15 protein-coding genes are annotated in these 20,587 nt (G+C 72.9%); 6 read left to right on the top strand and 9 right to left on the bottom strand.

Features of this window, described 5'->3' with window-relative positions:
- The first annotated feature begins 86 nt into the window (after positions 1-86).
- The gene (locus BJP60_RS02680; protein ID WP_203137385.1) at positions 87-1,064 is read left to right on the top strand and encodes a helix-turn-helix transcriptional regulator; all 978 of its coding nucleotides are present in this window, start codon (positions 87-89) and stop codon (positions 1,062-1,064) included.
- Here BJP60_RS02680 and BJP60_RS02675 read toward each other — a convergent pair.
- On the bottom strand, positions 1,034-4,588 hold the full coding sequence (locus BJP60_RS02675; protein WP_203137383.1) for a TM0106 family RecB-like putative nuclease: 3,555 nt from the start codon (positions 4,586-4,588) through the stop codon (positions 1,034-1,036). The two genes, BJP60_RS02680 and BJP60_RS02675, sit on opposite strands and share 31 nt — an antisense overlap.
- A 42-nt stretch (positions 4,589-4,630) precedes the next feature.
- Between BJP60_RS02675 and BJP60_RS02670 the strand changes: the two genes are divergently transcribed.
- Complete coding sequence (locus tag BJP60_RS02670) at positions 4,631-6,955, top strand: glycosyl hydrolase family 95 catalytic domain-containing protein (protein ID WP_203137382.1); 2,325 nt, start codon at positions 4,631-4,633, stop codon at positions 6,953-6,955.
- A 69-nt stretch (positions 6,956-7,024) separates the two neighbouring features.
- Here BJP60_RS02670 and BJP60_RS02665 read toward each other — a convergent pair whose 3' ends face one another.
- Both BJP60_RS02665 and BJP60_RS02660 read right to left on the bottom strand, forming a co-directional pair.
- Positions 7,025-7,369, bottom strand: coding sequence for a hypothetical protein (locus BJP60_RS02665; protein WP_203137380.1), 345 nt, complete (start codon positions 7,367-7,369; stop codon positions 7,025-7,027).
- Complete coding sequence (locus tag BJP60_RS02660) at positions 7,369-8,832, bottom strand: PspC domain-containing protein (RefSeq protein WP_203137378.1); 1,464 nt, start codon at positions 8,830-8,832, stop codon at positions 7,369-7,371. Before BJP60_RS02660 ends, BJP60_RS02665 begins: the two co-directional genes overlap by 1 nt.
- Positions 8,833-8,936: 104 nt before the next feature.
- Here BJP60_RS02660 and BJP60_RS02655 point away from each other — a divergent pair, with 104 nt between their 5' ends.
- Positions 8,937-10,139 (top strand): ATP-binding protein, encoded by a 1,203-nt coding sequence (locus tag BJP60_RS02655; RefSeq protein WP_203137376.1) that lies wholly within the window; start codon positions 8,937-8,939, stop codon positions 10,137-10,139.
- Complete coding sequence (locus BJP60_RS02650; protein WP_203137375.1) at positions 10,132-10,806, top strand: LuxR C-terminal-related transcriptional regulator; 675 nt, start codon at positions 10,132-10,134, stop codon at positions 10,804-10,806. The genes BJP60_RS02655 and BJP60_RS02650 overlap by 8 nt, the downstream gene beginning before the upstream one ends.
- On the opposite strand, the gene BJP60_RS02645 is transcribed toward BJP60_RS02650, so the two are convergent.
- The gene (locus BJP60_RS02645) at positions 10,786-11,547 is read right to left on the bottom strand and encodes a glycosyltransferase family A protein (RefSeq protein ID WP_203137374.1); all 762 of its coding nucleotides are present in this window, start codon (positions 11,545-11,547) and stop codon (positions 10,786-10,788) included. The two genes, BJP60_RS02650 and BJP60_RS02645, sit on opposite strands and share 21 nt — an antisense overlap.
- A gap of 88 nt (positions 11,548-11,635) precedes the next feature.
- Here BJP60_RS02645 and BJP60_RS02640 point away from each other — a divergent pair, with 88 nt between their 5' ends.
- Both BJP60_RS02640 and BJP60_RS02635 read left to right on the top strand, forming a co-directional pair.
- Positions 11,636-13,693 (top strand): NAD(+) synthase, encoded by a 2,058-nt coding sequence (locus tag BJP60_RS02640; protein WP_203137373.1) that lies wholly within the window; start codon positions 11,636-11,638, stop codon positions 13,691-13,693.
- A 115-nt stretch (positions 13,694-13,808) separates the two neighbouring features.
- Positions 13,809-15,272, top strand: a complete 1,464-nt coding sequence (locus BJP60_RS02635; RefSeq protein WP_203137372.1) for a lipase maturation factor family protein — start codon at positions 13,809-13,811, stop codon at positions 15,270-15,272.
- A 13-nt stretch (positions 15,273-15,285) separates the two neighbouring features.
- On the opposite strand, the gene BJP60_RS02630 is transcribed toward BJP60_RS02635, so the two are convergent.
- From BJP60_RS02630 to BJP60_RS02610, 5 genes are read right to left on the bottom strand one after another with little or no spacing between them, the layout of a single operon-like run.
- The gene (locus tag BJP60_RS02630; RefSeq protein ID WP_203137371.1) at positions 15,286-15,912 is read right to left on the bottom strand and encodes a nucleoside deaminase; all 627 of its coding nucleotides are present in this window, start codon (positions 15,910-15,912) and stop codon (positions 15,286-15,288) included.
- Between the two features lie 5 nt (positions 15,913-15,917).
- Positions 15,918-16,100, bottom strand: coding sequence for a hypothetical protein (locus BJP60_RS02625; RefSeq protein ID WP_203137370.1), 183 nt, complete (start codon positions 16,098-16,100; stop codon positions 15,918-15,920).
- A gap of 43 nt (positions 16,101-16,143) precedes the next feature.
- On the bottom strand, positions 16,144-16,368 hold the full coding sequence (locus BJP60_RS02620; protein ID WP_203137369.1) for a YkvA family protein: 225 nt from the start codon (positions 16,366-16,368) through the stop codon (positions 16,144-16,146).
- Positions 16,365-19,352, bottom strand: coding sequence for an AAA family ATPase (locus BJP60_RS02615; protein WP_203137368.1), 2,988 nt, complete (start codon positions 19,350-19,352; stop codon positions 16,365-16,367). Before BJP60_RS02615 ends, BJP60_RS02620 begins: the two co-directional genes overlap by 4 nt.
- Entirely contained in the window at positions 19,349-20,503 is a 1,155-nt protein-coding gene (locus tag BJP60_RS02610; RefSeq protein WP_203137367.1) for an exonuclease SbcCD subunit D, read from the bottom strand. The genes BJP60_RS02615 and BJP60_RS02610 overlap by 4 nt, the downstream gene beginning before the upstream one ends.
- Positions 20,504-20,587: the final 84 nt, after the last annotated feature.

Here is a 20,587-nt window from a genome sequence, read left to right as displayed (position 1 = left end):
CTTCCGGACGTGCCCTTCACGTCCTGCTTCGAGCCTCCCGCGTGAAGTGCTCTTCTTCTGAGCACTTTTTGTGAGATCGTCGCGGCATGCGGGCCGACCGACTTCTCCGCGTGCTGTTCGCGCTGCAGGCGCGCGACGCCGTGACCGCCGCCGAGCTCGCGGCGGAGCTCGAGGTGTCCGTCGCGACAGCGCGGCGCGACCTCGAGGCGCTGTCCGCCGCGGGCGTGCCGGTCTACCCGCAACGCGGACGCGGGGGCGGCTGGCGCCTGCTGGGCGGTGCGCGGACGAACCTCACGGGCCTGACCGAACCGGAGGCGACCGCGCTGTTCGCGCTGCTCGGGCAGACGCGCGGCGCTCCGGCCGAGGCCGGCGCCGCGATCCGGAAGCTGCTGCAGGCGCTTCCCGCGAGCTTCCGCGAGGGCGCCGAGCGTGCGATCGCGTCGACCGTGCGCGACGACGTGCCGTGGGGCGAGGCTCCCGTCGATGCGCCCGAGCTGCTGCCCGTGCTGCAGGCGGCGGTCGCGCACGGCCGGGTCGTCTCCCTGGCCTACGCGTCCGTGGACGGATCCCCGCACTGGGTCGACGTCGCGCCGCTCGGCGTCGCGGCGCGTGGGACCCGCTGGTATCTGCTCGCCCATCGGCGGGGCATGGGCCGCCATGACGAGCCGCGCCTGTACCGGGTCGACCGCATCCGATCCGCGACGCCGCGCGACGAGGTCGTGCCGCGCGACGCGGGCTTCGATCTCGCTGCCGCGTGGCGCCGGGCATCCGAGCGCATCGAGGGCCTGCGCGGCGCGGTCGCGGCGACCGTGGTGGTCGAGGCCGCCGCGACGGAGGCCCTGCTCAGGCTGTTCGGCGCGCAGGCGACGGTGCTCGGCGCGGCAGACGGCGGCCGGACGATCGTCGAGGCGCGGGCGCATACCGCGCAGGCGCTCGCGGAGCAGCTCGCGGGGTGGGCGGCGGTGACGGAGGTGATCGGGCCGCAGCAGGTGCGAGACGAGCTCGCGCGGCTGGGAGCGCGACTCGTCGCCCGCTATGCCACGGGTGCGGGGCTGACCGGCTGAGCCGCCGGCTTCTCCTCGAAGCCGACGAGGCGGGCGAACGCGCTCATCCGCGCGACGCCGTCGGCATGGCGTGGCAGGTCGTCGAGCAGGGCCGGCGAGTGGATCAGGTACGCCGCGACCATCGCACGCGAGATCGCGACGTTGAGGCGGTTCTGCAGCAGCAGGAAATCGGATCCGCGGGGCGCGTCGCGTCCGCTCGAGGCGGCGAGCGTGACGATCGAGACCGCGGCCTCCTGTCCCTGGAAGCGGTCGACGGTGCCGACGCGCACCTCGGCGAGGCCGTTCTCGGCCAGCGCCTGCTCGACGCACTGCACCTGGGCGTTGTACGGCGCGACCACGATCACATCCGCCTGCGTCAGGGGGCGCGGCGGGCATGCCGAGCCGGTGCCGCCGTCGCCGATCTCGATGTCGGTGAACGCGCGGCCGATCATCTCGCGCGCGATGCGCACGACCTCGGCGGCCTCCTCCGGCGAGGCGGTGGCGTTGCCGTGATGCCGCACGGGCAGCACGCGCAGCCCGGGCTCGATGCCGTCGATCGCGCGCAGCGCCGCGGGGCCGTGCGACGCGAGGCGACCGGCGTACGACAGCCGGGAGACGGCCGCCGAGACGGCCGGGTGCATGCGCCAGGAGCGTGCGAGGAAGTAGCCCTGCGTGGCGGGGATGACCTGCTCGCCGTCCATGACCCAGCCGAGCGCGGACGTGTCGACCGGCTCGGGATGGGTGCCCTGGCTCACCTGCGGCAGCTGCTGCGGGTCGCCGAGCAGCAGCAGCCGCGTGGCGGCGAGCGAGACCGCGATTGTCGAGGCGAGCGAGAACTGCCCCGCCTCGTCGATCACGAGCAGGTCGAGGCTGCCGCGCGGCACGCGGGCCTCGTGTGCGAAGTCCCATGCGGTGCCGCCGACCACGTAGCCGTCCGGCCGCTCGGCCGCGAACGCGGGTACGCCGTTCTTCTGGATCACGGTGAAGCTCGGCTCGGCGCCCGTCGCGCCCGACTTGAGCGCCTTGCCGACGAGCGATGCAGGCACCCCGGCCCCGACGATCCGGTCGAGCATGTTCTCGACGACCGCGTGCGACTGCGCCACGACGCCGACCTTGAAACCGTGCTCGCGCACGAGTGCCGCGATGACGTGCGAGCCGACGTAGGTCTTCCCCGTCCCGGGCGGGCCCTGCACGGCGAGGTAGCTGCGGTCGAGATCGCGCACGGCCGCGACGATCGCGCCGACGTCATCGCCGTCGGGCGTCGGGAGGGCGCCCGACCGGGTGCGAGGCGGGCGACGACGCAGGATGTCCGTCGCGGGGTCGGCCGGGAACGCGTCGCCCGATGCGAGCAGCGCCTCTGCCCAGGCGTCGATCGACTTCTGCTGGTTGCCCGCCTGCGGCGGCGCCGCGGGAGTCACGGCCAGCGGCAGCTCGCTCCACGTCTCGCCGCCGATCGACGTCTCGGACACCACGACGCCGTCGTCGAGTTCGGCGACCACCTCGACGGCGCGCGCGACGTGGATCCAGCGTGACGACGCGTCGGACGGGAACGGCGCGGGCCGGGCGTACAGCACGAACGGCTGCACCCCCTCCTTGAGGCGCGTGCCGGGGGCGACGTCGCCGCGCAGCTCGACGATCCGCCGCACGGCGCGGCCGCCGTCGGGCACGCCCCAGTCCTCGAGCACGCGCGTGCGGACGGCGTCGACCGCGATCACGTCGCGTGTGTCCGCCCACAGCGAGAGCGGCTCGCGCAGGCGCTGGAAGTGCCCTTGCCAGAAGCTCTTGCGCTCGCGCGGGTAGTAGTCGATCGCCGCGGCACCGAGACGCAGCGCGACGGTGTCGGGATGATCCGGGTCGCCGTCCGCCGCGCGTGCGGTGAGCGCCAGGGCGAGCGGCGAGGGCTCGTACGTGAAGGCCTCGAGCTCGTCGGGCCGCGCGGGCAGCATGCGGGTCTCCCGCGCGCGCTCGACGAGCCAGTCGCGCAGGCGCCGCGTCGAGACGCAGTCGTAGCGGTTGTAGTCGGCGAGGTCGTCCAAGATGACGCGCGCCGCGGCGTCGTCGCCCGCTGCGAGGAGCTCGCGCGCCTCGACGTAGCGCAGGATCGAGTCGCCGCCCTGCTGCACGTCCTGCGTGCGCACCTCGTCGCCCATGTACAGCGGCTCGAGCTTCTTGATCGAGTACGAGCGCGATCCGACGCGCAGCGCGCGCCGCACGATCGGGTACAGGTCGACGAACAGCTCGTCGCGCAGCATGCGGTCGACGTCGGCCTCGCGCACGCCGTGCCGCGCGGCCATCGCCGCCAGGTGCGTGGGCTCGTACGGCGCGTAGTGGTAGATGTGCATGCCGGGGTGGGCGGCACGACGAGCGGCGACGAAGTCGCAGAAGCGCTCGAGCGCTTCCTTCTCGTCCGCGAAGGTGTGCGCCCACAGCGGCGTGTACTGCTCCTGCAGGTCGACCCAGCCGAACAGGTAGTCGATGCCCCAGCGGTCGGCGGCGCCGGGCTCGGTGTAGAGCGGATCGCCCTCGAAGTCGAAGAAGATGTCGCCGAGGTCGGGACGCGGCATCGTCGCGAGCGCCTCCGGCAGCACCACCTCGTACAGCGGCGCGGTTTTCTCGGACTCCCCCGCGGGATCCGGCACGCCGGCGGGCGACGCCAGCTGCAGTCGCGCCTGGATGCGCAGCCCCGCGAAGGTCTCGGGGTTCATCCCCGCCGGCCCCGCCTCGGCGGCCGCGAGCTCGTCGATCGTTCGGATGCCCGCGGCGCGCAGGCGGTCGCGCTGCACGGGGCGCATCCCGGCGACGAGCAGCACGTCGCGCGTCGCGACGACCTCCTGCTCGCACGTCGCGCATCGCCCGCACGCGACGACGCCGAGGTCGCCGCGCGAGTCCGCCCAGGCGATCGGCTCGCCCGCCGCTCCCCGGTCGAGGCGCCGGTCGGCGATCAGCGCGCGCAGCCGCGCGCGGCGCACGAAGAACAGCGGCAGCAGGTCGTCGACCGCGTGCGTCGACGTCGTGCCGTCGCCGAGCAGCAGGTCGACCTCGTCCGAGCGCGGGATGCCGAGGCGGTCGAGCTGATCGACGTAGGCCGCGAGCTGCATGAGCGCCGTGACCTTCGCCCGGCGGGCGAGCTTGGAGTCCTGCACGCGCCACCGGCCATCCGGCTCGCGCAGCAGGAAGTCGGCGAAGCCGACGAACTCGTCGGTCGAGAACGCAGCCTGGAAGACGATGCGCGCGTCCGGATCCCGCAGCGCCGCCGCCGTCGCGTCCAGCACGGCCGCCATCGCCGCGGCGTCGGAGGACGCGGCCCGCTCGATCTCGATCACGGCGGACCCGAGCTCTTCCCGGTAGTGCGCGAGCACCTGCTCCTCGTGCTTGTCGCCCAGGCGCGCGGCACGCTCGAGCATCTCATCCTCGGGCTCCTCGACCGCGGCGATGCGCCCGGCCTTCGCGTCGAGCGCCCGCAGCCACGCGAACTCGCACTCGGCGGCGACCTTCAGGTCGCTCGCGCTCCACACGACGCGGGACTCGGACTCGATGTAACGCACGTTCCGAGGCTAGACGGGCCCACCGACACTAGCGTGAGCGTGATGACACACGAGCTGCGCGACGACCGGCCCGCCGAGCACTGGATCGAGGCGCTGCCCGTGGGCAACGGCATCCGAGCGGCGATGTGCCGCGGAGCCGCCCGGAACGGGGCACCGGGAGAGCACCTGCATCTGAACGACGTGCGCGCCTGGTCGGGCCCGCCGTCCGATCCGCTCGCGGCCGTGCCCGGCGGGGCGGACGACCTGCGGGCGGCGCGCGAGGCCCTCTCGCGCGGCGACGTGCGCGCCGCCGAGGACCACCTGAAGCGCCTGCAGACCCCGTGGGTGCAGGCCTATCTGCCGCTCGGCGATGTCGACATCCGCGTCGAGGCCGACGGCGACGAGCCCGCAGCCGCAGCGGTCGACGACCCGTACATGCGCCGGCTCGACCTCCGCGACGCGGTCGCGTCGCACGAGCGCGGCGGCGTGCGTCACGAGACGTGGGCCGACGCCGCGGGCGGTGCGATCGTGCACCGTGTGACGGCCGACCGGCCCGTGCGACTCGTCGTGGAGTTCACGTCGCCGCTGCGCGTGATCGGACGCTCGGCCGCCGAGGGCGCCCTCGCGACCACCCTGCTGCCGCCCGTGGACGTCGCGCCCGGCCACGAGGACGTGCCCGAGCCCGTGCGCTACGACGAGGCGTCGCCGGCCCGCCTCGTCGTCGCGATCCGCGCGGCGCACGACCCGGACGCCCGCGTCGACGGCGACCTCCTGCGCACCAGGTCCGCCACCGAACACGTCATCCTGATCGGCACGGGCGCGACGCACGAGCCGCAGGCGCGTCCGCCGGTCGCCGAGGCCGATGCGGTGGCGGCGGCACTCGCCCTCGTGCGGGAGGCGCCGGATCGCGCCGCGCACGTCGCGGCGCATCGCGAGCTCTACGACCGCGTCGAGCTGACGCTGCCGGATGCGCCCGGCGCCGCCGTCCTGCCGACCACCGAGCGCGTCGCCCGCGCGGTCGCGCAGGACGACCCGGGCCTTGCCGCGCTGTGCTTCCACTACGGCCGCTATCTCGTGATGGCGTCGTCGCGCCCCGGCGGGCTGCCGATGACGCTGCAGGGGATCTGGAACCCGTGGCTTCCCGGCCCGTGGTCGAGCGCCTACACGATCAACATCAACACCCAGATGGCCTACTGGCCCGCGGAGACGACGGGCCTCGCCGAGTGCCACGAGCCGCTGCTGCGATTCATCGAGCGGTTGGCGGCCGGGACCGGTCCGGATGCCGCCCGCCGCCTGTACGACGCGGACGGCTGGGTCGCACACCACAACTCGGACGCGTGGGCGCACGCCGGCCCGGTGGGAGCGGGCCGCGGCGATCCGTCGTGGGCGTCGTGGGCGATGGGCGGGCTGTGGCTCGCGCAGCACCTGTGGGAGCGCCACCTGTTCGCGCCCGATCCGGTGTTCCTGCGCGAGACCGTCTGGCCCGTCCTGATCGGCGCAACGCGATTCGCGGCCGACTGGGTGCAGGACGACGGCACGAGAGCCTGGACGGCGCCGTCCACGTCGCCCGAGAACACGCACGTCGCCGCGGACGGCCGCCCGACGGGCGTCGGCCTCTCGGCGACGATGGACGTCGAGCTCATCCGGTGGCTCGCCCGCGCGACGCGCGCCGCCGCGACCGAGCTCGGAGCGCGGGACGACGCACTCGACGCGCTCGAGCGATCCGCGGCCCTACTGCCGCAGCCGTCCGTCGGACCGCGCGGCGAGCTGCGCGAATGGGCCGACGATGTCGTGGAGGCCGAGCCCGAGCACCGGCACGTGTCGCACCTCGTGGGGCTGTTCCCGCTCGGTTCGGTGACTCCGCACGCCACGCCCGAGCTGGCAGCGGCGGCGGCCCGCACGCTCGAGCTGCGCGGCCCGGAGTCGACGGGATGGTCGCTCGCGTGGAAGGCCGCCCTGTGGGCCCGCCTCGAGCGCGCGGACGAGGCGCACGCCGCGCTGCGCACGGGCATGCGGCCCGCACAGGGCGGCGGCGGTCACCGCGGCGGTCTGTACCCGAACCTGTTCTCGGCGCACCCGCCGTTCCAGGTCGACGGCAACTGCGGCATGACGGCCGCCATGGCGGAGATGCTGCTGCAGAGCCACGACGGCGTGCTGCGCATCCTGCCGGCGCTTCCCACCGCCTGGCAGGCCGGCTCGGTGCGCGGTCTCCGGGCCCGCGGCGGCTGGCGCGTCGACATCTCATGGGCAGACGGAGCGGCGACCGAGGTCATCCTGCACAACGACGGCCCGGACGACGGGGAGGCCACGGTGGTCGTGGGCCGCGGCGAGCGCCGCGCCGTGCGCGTAGCGGCGGGGGCAGAGATGGCGGTGCCGCTGCGCGGCTGATCTCGGCGGAAGGATCCGCCCAGGGAAGGCAGGACCGGATGGTTCCGTGCTCTCAGCGCCCGGACGGCCTCATCCCGCCTTCGTTATGACGTCGACGTGCGTGCCACCAGCTTTCGGGCCGTCCACCTGCGGTGCTTCCCTCCGCGCATCCGGCGCGGAGGGGCCGCGCTCTCCGCGCCGCACCGCGAAGAACACGCCGCCGGCGATGACCAGCGCGCCGATGGCGAGGGGCACGAGGGCACCGAACCACTCCGGGCGCAGGTCGAACAGCAGCGGGCGGATGCCCAGGAAGACCGCCTCGAGCATGTCCGGACGCGCCAGGAGCAGGATGCCTGCGCCCGCGGCGAGTGCGAACAGCGTGCCGAACAGGATGCCCGCCCACGGGACCGTGGGGCGCGTCGTCTGCGTGCTCATCACTGCTCTCCCCACACCTGGATGTAGACATCGACATCGTCCTGATCCAGCACGATCGTGCGGGTCTTCCGCACATCTGGATCGTCGTGCTGCCAGCTGAAGCGGCCGTCCTCCGCGGTGACCGCCTCCTGACGCGTCGGGAGGCCCGACGCGTCGAGGTATTCGACGAACACCTCGCCCGAGTCATGGACCGTGCGAAACTCGACGTCCGCGCCGGGGTACACCGACATCCACACCGAGCCCGTTCCCTTCTCTATGCGCGTCACGCCCGAAGCACCGAAGGACCCGCCGACCTCGAGGTTGAGCTGCCCGAAGGGCTGAGAAATCTGCTGCTCGCCGGCGGTCACCGGCACGTAGCGATCCGGTCCGACGAGGTCATCGACCGCATGCGTCGCGAGCCCCGACCCGCCGATGACCAGCAGCATTGCGGACACGGCGGCGAGCAGCCCGCTGCGCCGCCGCCGGATGCCCGCAACCACCATGGCCAGCGCGGTCACAGCGGCCGCGGAGAGCACCGCCGCCTGCCAGGCCCGCTCGTCGGCATAGGGCTGGAACGCGAGCCACACCGCGGTCGCCGCGACGACGGCCACTCCGACCGTGATCACCACGAACGCGATCGACGTGCGCGGCTTCGCCGCCCGCCGCTCGGCGCGCACGCGCGCGGCCTCGGCGCGGAAGGCAGCCCGCTCGGCGGCACGCCGCGCCCGCTCCTCGGCCTGCGCGGAGCCATCGGCCTGCGCCCGTCTCCAGGCATCGTGCTGCTCGCGCCATGCGGCATGCTGCGCACGCCATGCCTCGAGTTCCTCGACGGTCGCGAGCTCCGGCGCCAGCGGCTCGACCGGCTCCGGGATGGATGGGGGCGGGGCGGTACCCGAAACCGCCCCGCCGGAGACGGCGGCTGTGCCCGACACCGCGCCGTCGACCCCCGCAAGGGGGAGTGTGCTTCCTGCCCATCGACGGCGCAGGAGAAGGATCAGGACGAAGACGACGGCACCGAGACCCGCGAACCAGAAGCCGGCTTCCAGGACCGGGCGCGCCCAGCCCTCGACGGCGGACATCGCCACTGCTTCCAGGAGCGAGTTGCCCGCCCAGGTCACCAGCAGCCCCGCGGCCGCGGTCGCCGCCGCACCGAGCAGCGCCGGCGCGGAGCCGGTGCGCATCTGCAGCGGGATCCGCCCCGCCCAATCCGGCAGCAGGGCCCACGCCAGCGCATAGAACCACAGCGCGGGGAAGCCGAGCACCGTGATCGCGACCACGATGCCCCGCACGACGAGAGGATCGATGCCCGTACGATGCGCGATCGCGGCGCACACACCGCCGAGCCAGCCGTCCTCGCGTACGACGCCGACCTCACGCAGCCAGAGGAAGAGCCGTCCCTCAGCGTCGGCGGACCGCGGCGCGGACGCCGCCGCCGCCGCGGGGGCGCTCGGCGGCGCGTTGACAGGGGCCGTGTGCGGGGTCATGGCTCCATCGTCACCGCGGCCGCGTGCCCGCGGCTATGAGGGACATCCCTGATCCGACCCTCAAACCACCGCGCCGGCGCGTTCCGCGGTGCTTACATGAAGCCATGACGGTCCTCTCGCCCGCGCGACGCACGCGCCCCGCTCCCCCGCTGCTGCGGCCGCGCGACACCGTCCTCTCGGGCGTCGGCGAAGGTCTCGCGCGGCACCTCGATTGGCCCGTCGGCATCGTGCGGACGCTGTTCGTCGCGGCGACCGCCTTCTGGGGCGTCGGCGCCGTCCTCTATCTCTGGCTATGGGTGCTGACCCCCGCGGAGCCCGTTCCCGTGCGCGGCACGCGACGCACCCCCGTCGCGGTCCTGCTGCTCGGCACCGCCGCCGTCCTGCTCCTGCTCTCGATCGGCCGCTATCACAACGGCACGGGGCGCGCCTGGCTTCCGCCCGCCACGCTGATCCCGATCTACCTGGCCATCGGGCTCGCCCTCCTCGCCGGGGTGTGGTCCGCGCTGGTGGACCGCCGGGATCCCAGTCGCGGGGAGCGCCACGACGTGGCGGCACGCATCGCCGCGACCGTTCTCGCCCTCGCCGCCGTCCCGCTGTTCCTCGATGCTGCGGACAACGGCCGCGAGAACTTCTGGTTCCTGATGCTCGTCAGCGCGCTCGGCGCCATGGTCTGCGCCGCGCTCGTCTGGACGCCGACCCTCGTGTCCCGATATCGCGAGCTGCAGACCGCGCGGGTCACGGCGATCCGCGACGAGCATCGCGCCGAGATGGCCGCCCACCTGCACGACTCCGTGCTGCAGACGCTCGCTCTCATCCAGAACCGCGCCGGCGCGTCGAGCGAGGCCGGGCGACTGGCGCGCGCCCAGGAGCGGGAGCTGCGCGCGTGGCTCTACGACGGCGACACCCCGGCCGACAGCGACCTCGCGACCGACCTGCGGGACTACGGATCGGCGCTCGAGCTCGACTACGAGGTCGTGATGACGGTCGTGTCGGCCGGCACATCCACCGAGCGCGCCAGCGGCGAGGTCGCCGCGGCAGCCCGCGAGGCGATGCTCAACGCCGCGCGGCACGCGGGCGGGGAGGTGTCCGTCTACATCGAGGGCTCCCCCGGATCCGTCGACGTCTACGTGCGCGATCGCGGTCCCGGCTTCGATCCCCAGGCGGTGCCGGCGGATCGCCTCGGCGTGCGCGAGTCGATCATCGGGCGGCTGCGCCGGATCGGCGGATCGGCGACGGTCGCGCCCGGCGCGGGAGGCGTCGGCACGCAGGTGCACATCCGCTTCCCCGGGGGAGGCGCGCGTGGCTGACCTGACCGTCGTCATCGTCGACGACCACTCCATCTTCCGCTCGGGCCTCCGGCACGACCTGGACCGCGAGATCGACGTGATCGGCGAGGCGGCGAGCGTCGCGGAGGCCGTGGCGGTGATCGCCGACCGGCAGCCGGACGTCGTGCTGCTCGACGTGCACCTTCCCTTCGGCGAGGGGAGTCGCGCGGAGGCGGAGGCGACGGGTGGCGAGGCCGTGCTGCGACGGGCGGCGCCGCTCTCCCCCGGCACGCGCTTCCTCGCGCTGAGCGTCTCGGACGCCGCCGAGGACGTCGTGCGCGTGATCCGCGCCGGCGCTCGCGGCTACATCACGAAGGGCGCATCCGGATCCGAGGTCTCGCGCGCCGTGCACACGGTCGCGGACGGGGACGCGGTGTTCTCGCCGCGGCTGGCGGGGTTCGTGATCGACGCGTTCGGCGCCGCGGCGGGAGAGACCGCTGCCACCGACGACGAGCTCGACAGGCTCTCGGCGCGCGAGCAGGAGGTCATGCGCCTGATCGCGCGCGGCTACGCGTACAAGGAGGTCGCCGCCGACCTGTTCATCTCGATCAAGACCGTCGAGTCCCACGTCTCGGCCGTGCTCCGCAAGCTGCAGCTGTCGTCGCGGCACGAGCTCACGGCGTGGGCGTCAGCCCGCCGGCTGCTCTAGCGTCGGCGCGCCGCTCGCTGCGGCCGCCCGCCGCCGAGCCCGGCGCCGCCACGGCGCGTCCGCCCAGCCATGCTGCGTGAGGGTCGTCACCACCCACCACATGTGACGCAGCAGCGAGCCCGGACGCGTGAGCGGCCGCGCCGACACGTCGACGATCAGCGTCCGGTCGCGGCGCACCGTCATCCCGGGCCGGACGTGCAGCGCGAGGTCGAGGTCGTCATGGATGTCCCGCCGGTCGCGGTGGACCTCGGCGCTCAGCTGCCGCCACGCGTCGGCGCGCATCGCGAAGTTCGAGCCGAACAGCGGCGGATGGCCGAGCAGGGGCGTCATCACCCCGTAGAGGGAGCCGATGTAGATATGCCGGCCGAGCCAGTCGATCCACGGCGCGGCCTCGGGGAAGCGGGCGTCGCCGGTCAGGAAGCCGAGCGACGGATCGGTCGCGAAGTGCTCCTCGACCGCGGCCACCCAGCCCGGCGGGCACACCGTGTCGGCGTCGATGCGCGCGATCAGGTCTCCCGTCGCGGCGTCGTACCCCGCGGATGCGGCCCGCGGAATACCGGGGACGGGCTCCACCACGACGCGGGCGCCCGCCGCATGCGCGACCGCCGCGCTATCGTCGCTGCTGCCGTTGTCGACGACCACGATCTCATCCGCCGGCCGGCTCTGACGCGCGAGGGCGGCGAGGCACCGCTCCAGCAGTCGGGCATCGTCCCGCACGGGGATCACCACGGAGATGCGCATCGACCCGCTTCCTCTCGACCGTTGCACCCATCCTGCCGCGGCGCGCAAGCCCCGGGAACGGGATTGACGCGCGTGCCAGACTGAACGCGTGAGCGACTTCGACTTCACGAACGCGTATGCCCACGGCTTCGCCCGCGTCGCGGCATGCACCATCCCGCTGGCGATCGCGGACCCCGCGACGAATGCGCAGCACGTGCTCGACAGCGCGCGCGAGTGCCACGACGCGTCGGTCGCGGTCGCGCTGTTCCCCGAGTTGTGCCTGTCGGGGTATGCGATCGACGACCTCGTGATGCAGGACGCACTGCTCGACGCGGTGGACGCCGCCATCGCCCGCATCGCGGACGAGTCGCGCGATCTGCTGCCGATGATCGTGGTCGGCGCCCCCCTCGCGCATCGCAACCGCATCTACAACTGCGCGGTGATCATCCATCGCGGACGGGTGCTCGGTGTGGCGCCGAAGTCGTATCTGCCGACGTATCGCGAGTTCTACGAGCGCCGCTGGTACGCGCCGGGAGACGACCAGCGCGGCACCATCACCGTCGCGGGCGTCGAGGCGCCGTTCGGCCCCGATCTGCTGTTCGATGCGACGGATGTGCCGGGCCTCGTGGTGCACGTCGAGGTGTGCGAGGACCTGTGGGTGCCGATCCCGCCGTCGGCGACCGCGGCGCTGGCCGGTGCGACCGTGCTGCTGAACCTGTCGGGCAGTCCGATCACGATCGCGCGCGCTGAGGACCGCAAGGACCTGTGCAAGTCGCAGTCGTTGCGATGCCTGGCCGCCTATGTCTATGCCGCCGCCGGCATGGGAGAGTCGACGAACGACCTCTCGTGGGACGGCCAGACGATGATCTACGAGGGCGGCAACCTGCTGGCCGAGACCGAGCGCTTTCCCGACGGGCCGCGCCGCTCCATCGCGGATGTCGACCTCGACCACCTCCGGCAGGACCGGATCCGGCAGGGCACGTTCGACGACAACCGCCGCACCGTGGATCCGCAGTTCCGCACGATCCGGTTCGAGCTGCAGCCGCCGACCGGCGACGTCGGGCTCGAGCGCCACCTCGACCGGTTCCCGTTCGTCCCGGACGACCCGGCCCGCCTCGCGCAGGACTGCTACGAGGCCTTCAACATCCAGGTCGCGGGCCTCATGCAGCGCATGCGCGCCATCGGCGACCCCAAGCCGATCATCGGCGTGAGCGGCGGCCTGGACTCGACGCATGCGCTGCTCGTGATCGCCCGCGCGATGGATCGGATGGGCCGGCCGCGCAGCGACATCCTGGCGTACACGATGCCGGGCTTCGCGACGAGCGACCACACGAAGTCGAACGCGATCCGGCTGGCCGAGTCGGTGGGCGCCTCGATCGAGACGATCGACATCCGCCCCGCCGCCACGGAGATGCTCAAGCAGCTCGGCCACCCGTTCGGCCGGGGCGAGCCCGTGTACGACGTCACGTTCGAGAACGTGCAGGCGGGCATGCGCACCGACTACCTGTTCCGGCTCGCGAACCACCACGGCGGCATCGTGGTGGGCACGTCCGACCTGTCGGAGCTCTCGCTCGGCTGGGCGACCTACGGCGTCGGCGACCACATGAGCCACTACGCCGTGAACTCGGGCGTGCCGAAGACGCTCATGCAGCACCTGATCCGCTGGGTCGTGGCCGAGGGCGAGGCGCAGGGCGTCTCTCCCGAGGAGGCGGAGGTGCTGCAGTCGGTGCTCGACACCGAGATCAGCCCCGAGCTCGTCCCCGCGGGTCAGGACGGCGAGGTGCAGTCGACCGAGTCGACGATCGGACCGTACGCGCTGCACGACTTCTCGCTGCACCACATCCTGCGCTTCGGCTACCGGCCGTCGAAGATCGCCTTCCTCGCGATGCATGCCTGGTCGGACCCGGAGAAGGGCGAGTGGCCGGTCGGGTTCCCCGAGGACGCGCACTACGGCTACGACCTCGAGACGATCGTGAAGTGGGAGAAGGTCTTCCTGAAGCGCTTCTTCGGCTTCGCGCAGTTCAAGCGCTCGGCGATCCCGAACGGCCCGAAGGTGGCGCCGTCGGGTTCGCTCTCGCCGCGCGGCGACTGGCGCGCCCCGTCCGACGGCAACGCGCGCGCCTGGCTCGACGAGCTGGAGGAGGCGCTGCCGCAGTTCGCCGGGTGACCCGCAGCACGCGGCTCGTTGCGGGTTGAGCGAGCGCTGCGGGTCGATAGCCCGCAGCCTCCCGGGATCGTCAACCCCCGCGCGTCAGCATGCCGGTGAGATCTAACCTGCCCCCATGGACGGCTTCGCCGCGGTCGACTTCGCCCTCGCGCGGGAGGTGCTGCAACGGGGCATCGCCGCGCTCTACCTCGTCGCGTTTTTCTCGACGCTGAACCAGTTCCGCGTGCTGCTGGGCGAGCGCGGGCTCCTGCCGGCACCCGAGCTGCTCGAGTGGGCCGCGTCCTCGAAGCGGGCGAAGAAGATCCTGCGCCCGACGGTGTTCCGCTGGATCCGGTACACCGATCGGCGCCTCGTCGCGCTCAGCGTCGCGGGGATCATCCTGTCGCTGCTGCTCGTGGCGGGGCTGCCGCAGCTCGCGCCGCCGTGGGTGCCGATGCTGTGCTTCCTCGCGCTCTGGGGCGGCTACATGTCGATCGTGTCGATCGGGCAGACGTTCTACGGCTTCGGCTGGGAGATGCTGCTGCTCGAGGCGGGGTTCCTCGCGGCGTTCCTCGGCTCGGCGAACGAGCCGCCGGCCGTGCACATCATCGTGCTGTTCTGGTGGCTCGTGTTCCGGCTCGAGTTCGGCGCCGGGATGATCAAGATGCGCGGCGGACGCGAGTGGCGCGACCTCACGGCGCTGATGTACCACCACGAGACGCAGCCCATGCCGGGGCCGCTGAGCCGGTGGGCGCACCTGCTGCCGCGCTGGGTGCACAAGGGCGAGGCGCTCGGCAACCACGTCTCGCAGCTCGTCGTCCCGTGGCTGCTGTTCGCGCCGATCCTCGGTCTGTGGCTCCCGGATCTCGTCCCGCAGCTGATCGGCGCGATCGCGGGGGCGATCCTCATCCTGTCGCAGCTCTGGCTCGTCGTGACGGGCAACTTCGCGTGGCTGAACTGGTCGACGATCGTGCTCGCCGCCTCGGCGATCGCGGTGCCCGGGGTGCTGCCCGCGCCCGGCGAGATCCCGCTGTACTGGCTGGTGATCACGCTCGCCGTGACGCTGCTCTATGTCGTGCTGAGCTGGCCGGCCGCCCGCAACCTGTTCTCGCAGGATCAGCTGATGAACGCCGCATTCAACCGCTGGAACCTCGCGAACGCGTACGGCGCGTTCGGCACCGTCACGAAGCAGCGGATCGAATGGATCGTCCAGGGCACGTCGAGCGAGGATCCCACGCGCGCCGACTGGCGGGAGTACGAGTTCAAGGGGAAACCGGGCGACGTGCGGCGCATCCCGCGCCAGTACGCGCCGTATCACCTGCGGCTCGACTGGCTGATGTGGTTCCTGCCGCTCGGCCGGCACCTGGACGACTGGTTCCGCGCGCTGATCGTGAAGCTGCTGCAGGCCGATCGTCCGACGCTGCGCATGCTGCGGACCGATCCGTTCGACGGCGAGCGACCCCAGTGGATCCGGGTCGTGTCGTTCCGCTACCGCTTCGCCACGCGCGCCGAGCGCCGCGAGCACGGCGTCGTCTGGGTGCGCGATCGCCGGCGGGTGATCCTGGATCCCGTCACGCTTCCGGACCGCTACGACGGTTGAGTGAGCGCGGGCGTCACTCGCCCGAGCGGGCGTTGTAGACCGTGACCAGGTCGCCGTCGACCGCGCGTCGATACGCACGGAAGACGTCGACGGCCTCTTCCCGGCGGATGCCCTCGGTGACCCGGATGCCGCGTGCCTCGAACGCGGCGGCCCAGTCCTCGATCATGGGGCCCTCGTCGAAGGTCGTGAGCTCCTCGCACTCCGGACCGGATCCGGCGAGGACCAGCGACCGAATGCCCGACCACATCGCCGCGCCGTAGCACTGCACGCACGGACGCCAGTTCACGAGCAGCTCGTGCGCGGGCTGCGGGCTGCCGTCGGCCCGGGTGCCGCCGAGATCCCACGTGCCGAGTCTGGCCTGCGCCGTGCCGATCGCGGTGACCTCGGCGTGGCCGAGGGAGATGTTGTTCCCGAGCACGACGTTCACGCCGACCGACACGATGCGCCCGGTGTCCGATTCGGCGATCAGCGCGGCGAACGGACCGCCGTTGCCCTCGCGCCAGTTGCGGTCGGCGAGCCGGTTGACGAGCGCCATCCGCTCATCGAGATCCGGGATCACGTCGCGCACGTCCGCGAGCTCGTCGCGGATCCAGTCGGGCAGCGTGAGCGCGAAGCTCGCGGAGAGAGGCGGGAACTCCATGGCTGTCAGTCTCCCGTCCGGTTGCGGAACAGCGATCGCAGCACGAAGAACACGATCACGGCGACCACGGCGACCGCCACGAGCTTCGCGACGAACCACATGAGCGAGAAGACCGCGTCGATCACGAACCAGGCGATGATCACCGCCGCGACGACGCCGATGACGGTCCAGATCGAGGGCGACTTCATGTTCTCCAGCCTATCGGCGGCGTGTTGCGGGCTTGTTGCGGACTCAGCCCGCCGCGTCGCCGGGACCCGCCGCGTCGCCGGGATGCTTCTTCTTGCGCGCGCTCGCGAGCAACCGCCACACGCCGAGGGCCGCGCCGCTGAGGATCACGGCGTCGTCCGCAATCCCGAGGGGCCCGAGCAGCTCGGGGATCAGGTCGACCGGCGACACCCCGTAGACGAGCGCGGCCGCGCCGAGCAGCACCGCGCCCACGACCTTCCGCTTGTTCACGACACCAACGCTACGGCGTGATCCTGCTTCACGACGCTCCACCCCTGCGGGGTCTGCTCGACGCGCAGCTGCGCGGGGATCTGCTCCTTCATCGCCTCCACGTGGCTGATGACGCCGACCGTGCGGCCGCCCTGGCGCAGCTCGTCGAGCGTGCGCATGGCGGTGTCGAGGGTCTCGGCATCGAGCGATCCGAAGCCCTCGTCGATGAAGAGCGTGTCGAGGCGGATGCCACCTGCCCGGCCGGTGACGACCTCGGCGAGTCCGAGAGCGAGCGCGAGCGAGGCGAGGAAGGTCTCTCCGCCCGAGAGCGACTGCGCCGAGCGGGCGCGACCGGTGAACTGGTCCATGACCTCGAGCCCGAGGCCCGAGGCCGCGCCACGGGCGGCGAGTGCGTCCGAGTGCTGTAGGCGGTAGCGGTCGGCGGACATCTCGGCGAGGCGGATGTTCGCGGCCGCGACGATCTCCTCGAGCTCCGCGGCGAGCACGAAGGTCTCGAGCTTCATGCGCTTGCTGTTGTTGGCGCGTCCCGCCACGGTGTCGGCGAGGCGCTTGATCTCGGCGGCCTCCCTCGCGAGGTCGGCGATCTCTGCGTGCGCGGCCTCGATGCGCATCGTCGCCCCCTCGAGAGTGAGGGCCCGCTCGGCCGCCGTGGTGTGGTGCTTGACGGCGTCGACCCATGCGGCTCTCGCCGCGTCGACGGCCGCGCCGCTCTCGGCGGTGTCGACGAGCTCCTCGGGAAGCATCTCGAGCTCGAGCTCGAGCAGGGTCGAGCGCGTCGCGCCGAGCGCGGTTTCGTGCTCGCGGATGCGCGCCTCGAGCGACGCGCGTTGCGAGGCGTCGCGCAGCGCGGCGATCGCGTCTGCGGGGTCGGCGAAGCCGGCCTCCTGTGCTGCTGCCTGCAGCGCGTCGCCCGCCTCGACGGCGGTCTTCTCCGCGCGGGCGGCCTCTCGCTGCGCCTCGGCGTATCCGGTCGCGAGGGTCACGAGGCGCTGTTCGGCGTCGATGCGGGCGGCGACCGAGACGGCCTCGCCTCGCGCGTCGGCGACCGCGGCGCGGTCCTTCTTCAGCGTCGCCGCGGCGGCCGTCGCACGCGCCTCAAGGTCGCTGCGCTCGGCGATCGCGGCGGCGCGCTCGGCGTCGTGGCGCTGCGCCTCGGCGTCGAGCGCCGCGCGCTCGGCCCCGAGCCGCTCCTTCTCGGCGGCCGCCTTTCTGGCGGCGGCGAGCTCTGCGCGCGCGGCGTCGAGTTCGGTGGCGAGCACCTCGGCGGAGCGCCCGCCGGAATCCTTGAGAGCGTCGGCGTGCGCGCGATCGGCGGCGACGTACGCCGTGTTTGCAGACTCATACGCGGCGACGGCCGCGCGGCGTGCGCGATCCGCCTGCTCCACGTCGTCGGCGGAGACCGGGTCGTCGCCGCGCTCGGCCGGGGCCGGATGGCTCGTCGAGCCGCACACCGCGCAGGCCTCGCCGTCGATCAGCTCGGCGGCGAGCTCGCCCGCCATGCCCGCGAAGCGGCGCGCCTGCAGGTCGGCGTGGTGCGTCTCGGCCTCGTCCTTGCGGTTCTTCGCGCGCTGCAGGTCCGCGAACGCGTCCTTCTGCGCCGCGAGAAGCGCGTCGATGGACCGCGCGACGGCGAGCTGCGCCTCCAGCGCGGCGACCTGTGCGGCGAGCGCGTCGCGCGTCGCCATCGCGACGTCCGCGCGGCTGATCGCATCCTGGATCCGCGCACGCTCATCCGGCAGGGCCCTCGCGCGCGCGTCGAGCGTCTCGAGCCGGCGGGTGGCTTCCGCGGCCTGCGATCGCAGCGCCTCGATCGCGCGTGCGTCCGCCTCGAGGCGCACCTCGGTGTCCCGAAGGGGACGCCACGCACCGATCCGCTGCTGCGCCTCGGCGACCAACGCGTCGAGTGCGGTGGCGTCGAGGTCGTCTTCGCCCGCGCCGACCCACGCCCTGCCCGCCGCCTCGAGCGTGTCGTTCGCCGTGTGAAGGGTCGCGAGGGCGCGACGGGCGGCGTCCTGTGCGGCACGCACGGGCTCGGCACGGTGCGCCGCATCCCGCTCGGTGCGGAGCTCCGCGATTCCCGCGGCGTCCGCTTCGAGCGACGCGAGCGTCGACCGCGCGGCATCGCGGCGCTGCTGCTTCTCGCGCTGCGACGTCCGCTCGGCGTGCACCGCCTCGGCCTCGGCCAGTGCCCTGGCGGCCTGCTGCTGGGCGGCGTCGGCTTCCTCCGCGAGGTGTCGGGCGCGGAGGGCGGCGCGGCCGATCCATCCGATCCGATCCGGCAGCGACGGGTCCCCGTCGAGCGGGGCGAGGATGTCGCCCGCGATGCCCGCCGCGTGGTCGAGGCGGGCGATCAGCGCCTGGCTCTCGTGCTCGACGCGCGCGAGGGCCTCCTTGCGTCGCTCATCGAGCGCCTTCTCGTATTCCTCGAAGCGCTTGGTGCCGAACAGGGTGCGCAGCAGCTTCTGCCGGTCGGTGACATCGGCGAGCAGGAACCGCGCGAAGCGGCCCTGGGCGAGCAGGATCACCTGCAGGAACTGCTGCTGCGTGAGCCCGATCTCCTCCTCGACGAGGTTTGCGACGTCGACGGGCCGCGCGGCGCGTCCGACCCACTCGCCGTCGATCCGCTCGAACATGCGGGCTTCGGCCTTCTGCGGGGTGACGCCCTCGCCGCGCTTCTTGGGGCGGAAGAACTCGGGGCTGCGCTCGATGCGCCAAGTGCGGTCGCCGTTCGTGAACTCGAGGGCGACCTGGGTGCGGTCCTCCGGCTCGGCGTGGTCGCTGCGCAGCCGCTTGTCGCCGCCGTCCTCGTAGCGCGGGGCCGTGCCGTAGAGCGCGAAGCAGATGGCGTCGAGGATGCTGGACTTGCCCGCACCGGTGCGCCCAGCGATAAGGAAGATGCCGTCGCCGGAGTAGGTGTCGAGGTCGACGACCTGGCGGGTGCGGAACGGCCCGAACCCCTCGATCTCGACCCGGTGGATCCTCATGCCGACACCTCGGCGACCGTGCGGGTGTCGACGATCTCGCGGATCAGCGCGGTCTCGCCTTCTGTGGGGCCGTCACCCTCACGCACGTGCGAGAGGAACGTGTCGATCAGCTCGACGTCGCTGACCGCCTTCTGCACGCGGGCGCGATAGCTGAGCCCGTCGTCCTCGGCGCGGCCCTGGGGGTCGGGCTGGATCGTGGCGCAGAACGGGAAACGCTGCTGCAGGCGACGCATGGGCTCCGCCTGAGGGGTCGCGTCGGTGAGCACGGCGCAGACCCACGCGTCGACGTGGGCGTCGTGCTCCGCGAGGGTGAGCAGCTCGTCGAGCGTGCCACGCAGGGTGACCAGCGGGCGCGGCACCGAGAGCTCGAGCCACTCGACCCGCGAGAGACCGTCGGCGTCGAGATCGACGAGCCAGGACCCGCGCGGCTTGTCGGCCTCGCTGAAGCTGTAGTGCAGGGGCGCGCCGCTGTATCGGATGTGCTCGGCGAGGCGGCTGCGCCCGTGAATGTGGCCGAGGGCGACGTAGTCGGGCCCGTCGAAGCTCGCCAGAGGCACGACGTCGAGCGATCCCTGCCGGATCTCCCGCTCGACGCCGGCGCTCGGCTCGACTCCGGCTGCGAAGCAGTGCGACACGACGATCGAGCGTCCGCCACGCTCGACGCGATCCGCCCCGATCAGTCCCATGGCGTGCGCGATGGCCTGCTCCTGCGTGCGCGGGTCGCTCCCCTGCCACACGGCGCGGGCGAGGATCGGCTCGAGGTACGGGATGCCGTAGAAGTGCACGGGTCCGTGCTCGTCCGCGAGCGTCACCGGCGTGCCGACGCTGGCCGCGTCGGTGATGACGTGGACGCCGTCGCGCAGCAGCGGCGCCATGAATCCGAGGCGCGCGGCGTTGTCGTGGTTGCCGCTGGTCAGCACGATCTGCGCGCCCGTGGCGCTCAGCTCGCGCAACACGTCGGTCAGCAGCGTGTAGCAGGCGGCTGCCGGCGTCGCCGAGTCGAACACGTCGCCCGCGATCACCACGACGTCGACCCCGCGCTCGCGCACCTGCACGGTCAGCTCGGCCAGCACACCGCGCAGCGCATCGAGCGTGGAGTGTCCGTGGAAGGACCGCCCGATGTGCCAGTCAGAGGTGTGCAGGATCCGCATGCCTCCACGGTAAGGACGGGCCCCGACATTGCCGCGGAGCACCGCCGCGGAGCGGGCGGATGCTCAGCTCGCCCTAGGCTTGCC

It is taken from the genome of Microbacterium sp. JZ31 (genome assembly GCF_016805985.1).
Taxonomy (GTDB): Bacteria; Actinomycetota; Actinomycetes; order Actinomycetales; family Microbacteriaceae; genus Microbacterium.
The sequence above is the reverse complement of the archived record's forward strand: the minus strand, read 5'-3'. Positions and strand labels throughout refer to the sequence as shown.

Excerpts from the sequence above, each read along its gene's own strand:
- BJP60_RS02680 (WP_203137385.1), top strand. The coding sequence starts at position 87 with ATGCGGGCCGACCGACTTCTCCGCGTGCTGTTCGCGCTGCAGGCGCGC.
- BJP60_RS02670 (WP_203137382.1), top strand. The coding sequence starts at position 4,631 with ATGACACACGAGCTGCGCGACGACCGGCCCGCCGAGCACTGGATCGAG.
- BJP60_RS02665 (WP_203137380.1), bottom strand. The coding sequence starts at position 7,369 with ATGAGCACGCAGACGACGCGCCCCACGGTCCCGTGGGCGGGCATCCTG.
- BJP60_RS02660 (WP_203137378.1), bottom strand. The coding sequence starts at position 8,832 with ATGACCCCGCACACGGCCCCTGTCAACGCGCCGCCGAGCGCCCCCGCG.
- BJP60_RS02655 (WP_203137376.1), top strand. The coding sequence starts at position 8,937 with ATGACGGTCCTCTCGCCCGCGCGACGCACGCGCCCCGCTCCCCCGCTG.
- BJP60_RS02645 (WP_203137374.1), bottom strand. The coding sequence starts at position 11,547 with ATGCGCATCTCCGTGGTGATCCCCGTGCGGGACGATGCCCGACTGCTG.
- BJP60_RS02635 (WP_203137372.1), top strand. The coding sequence starts at position 13,809 with ATGGACGGCTTCGCCGCGGTCGACTTCGCCCTCGCGCGGGAGGTGCTG.
- BJP60_RS02630 (WP_203137371.1), bottom strand. The coding sequence starts at position 15,912 with ATGGAGTTCCCGCCTCTCTCCGCGAGCTTCGCGCTCACGCTGCCCGAC.
- BJP60_RS02625 (WP_203137370.1), bottom strand. The coding sequence starts at position 16,100 with ATGAAGTCGCCCTCGATCTGGACCGTCATCGGCGTCGTCGCGGCGGTG.
- BJP60_RS02615 (WP_203137368.1), bottom strand. The coding sequence starts at position 19,352 with ATGAGGATCCACCGGGTCGAGATCGAGGGGTTCGGGCCGTTCCGCACC.
- BJP60_RS02610 (WP_203137367.1), bottom strand. The coding sequence starts at position 20,503 with ATGCGGATCCTGCACACCTCTGACTGGCACATCGGGCGGTCCTTCCAC.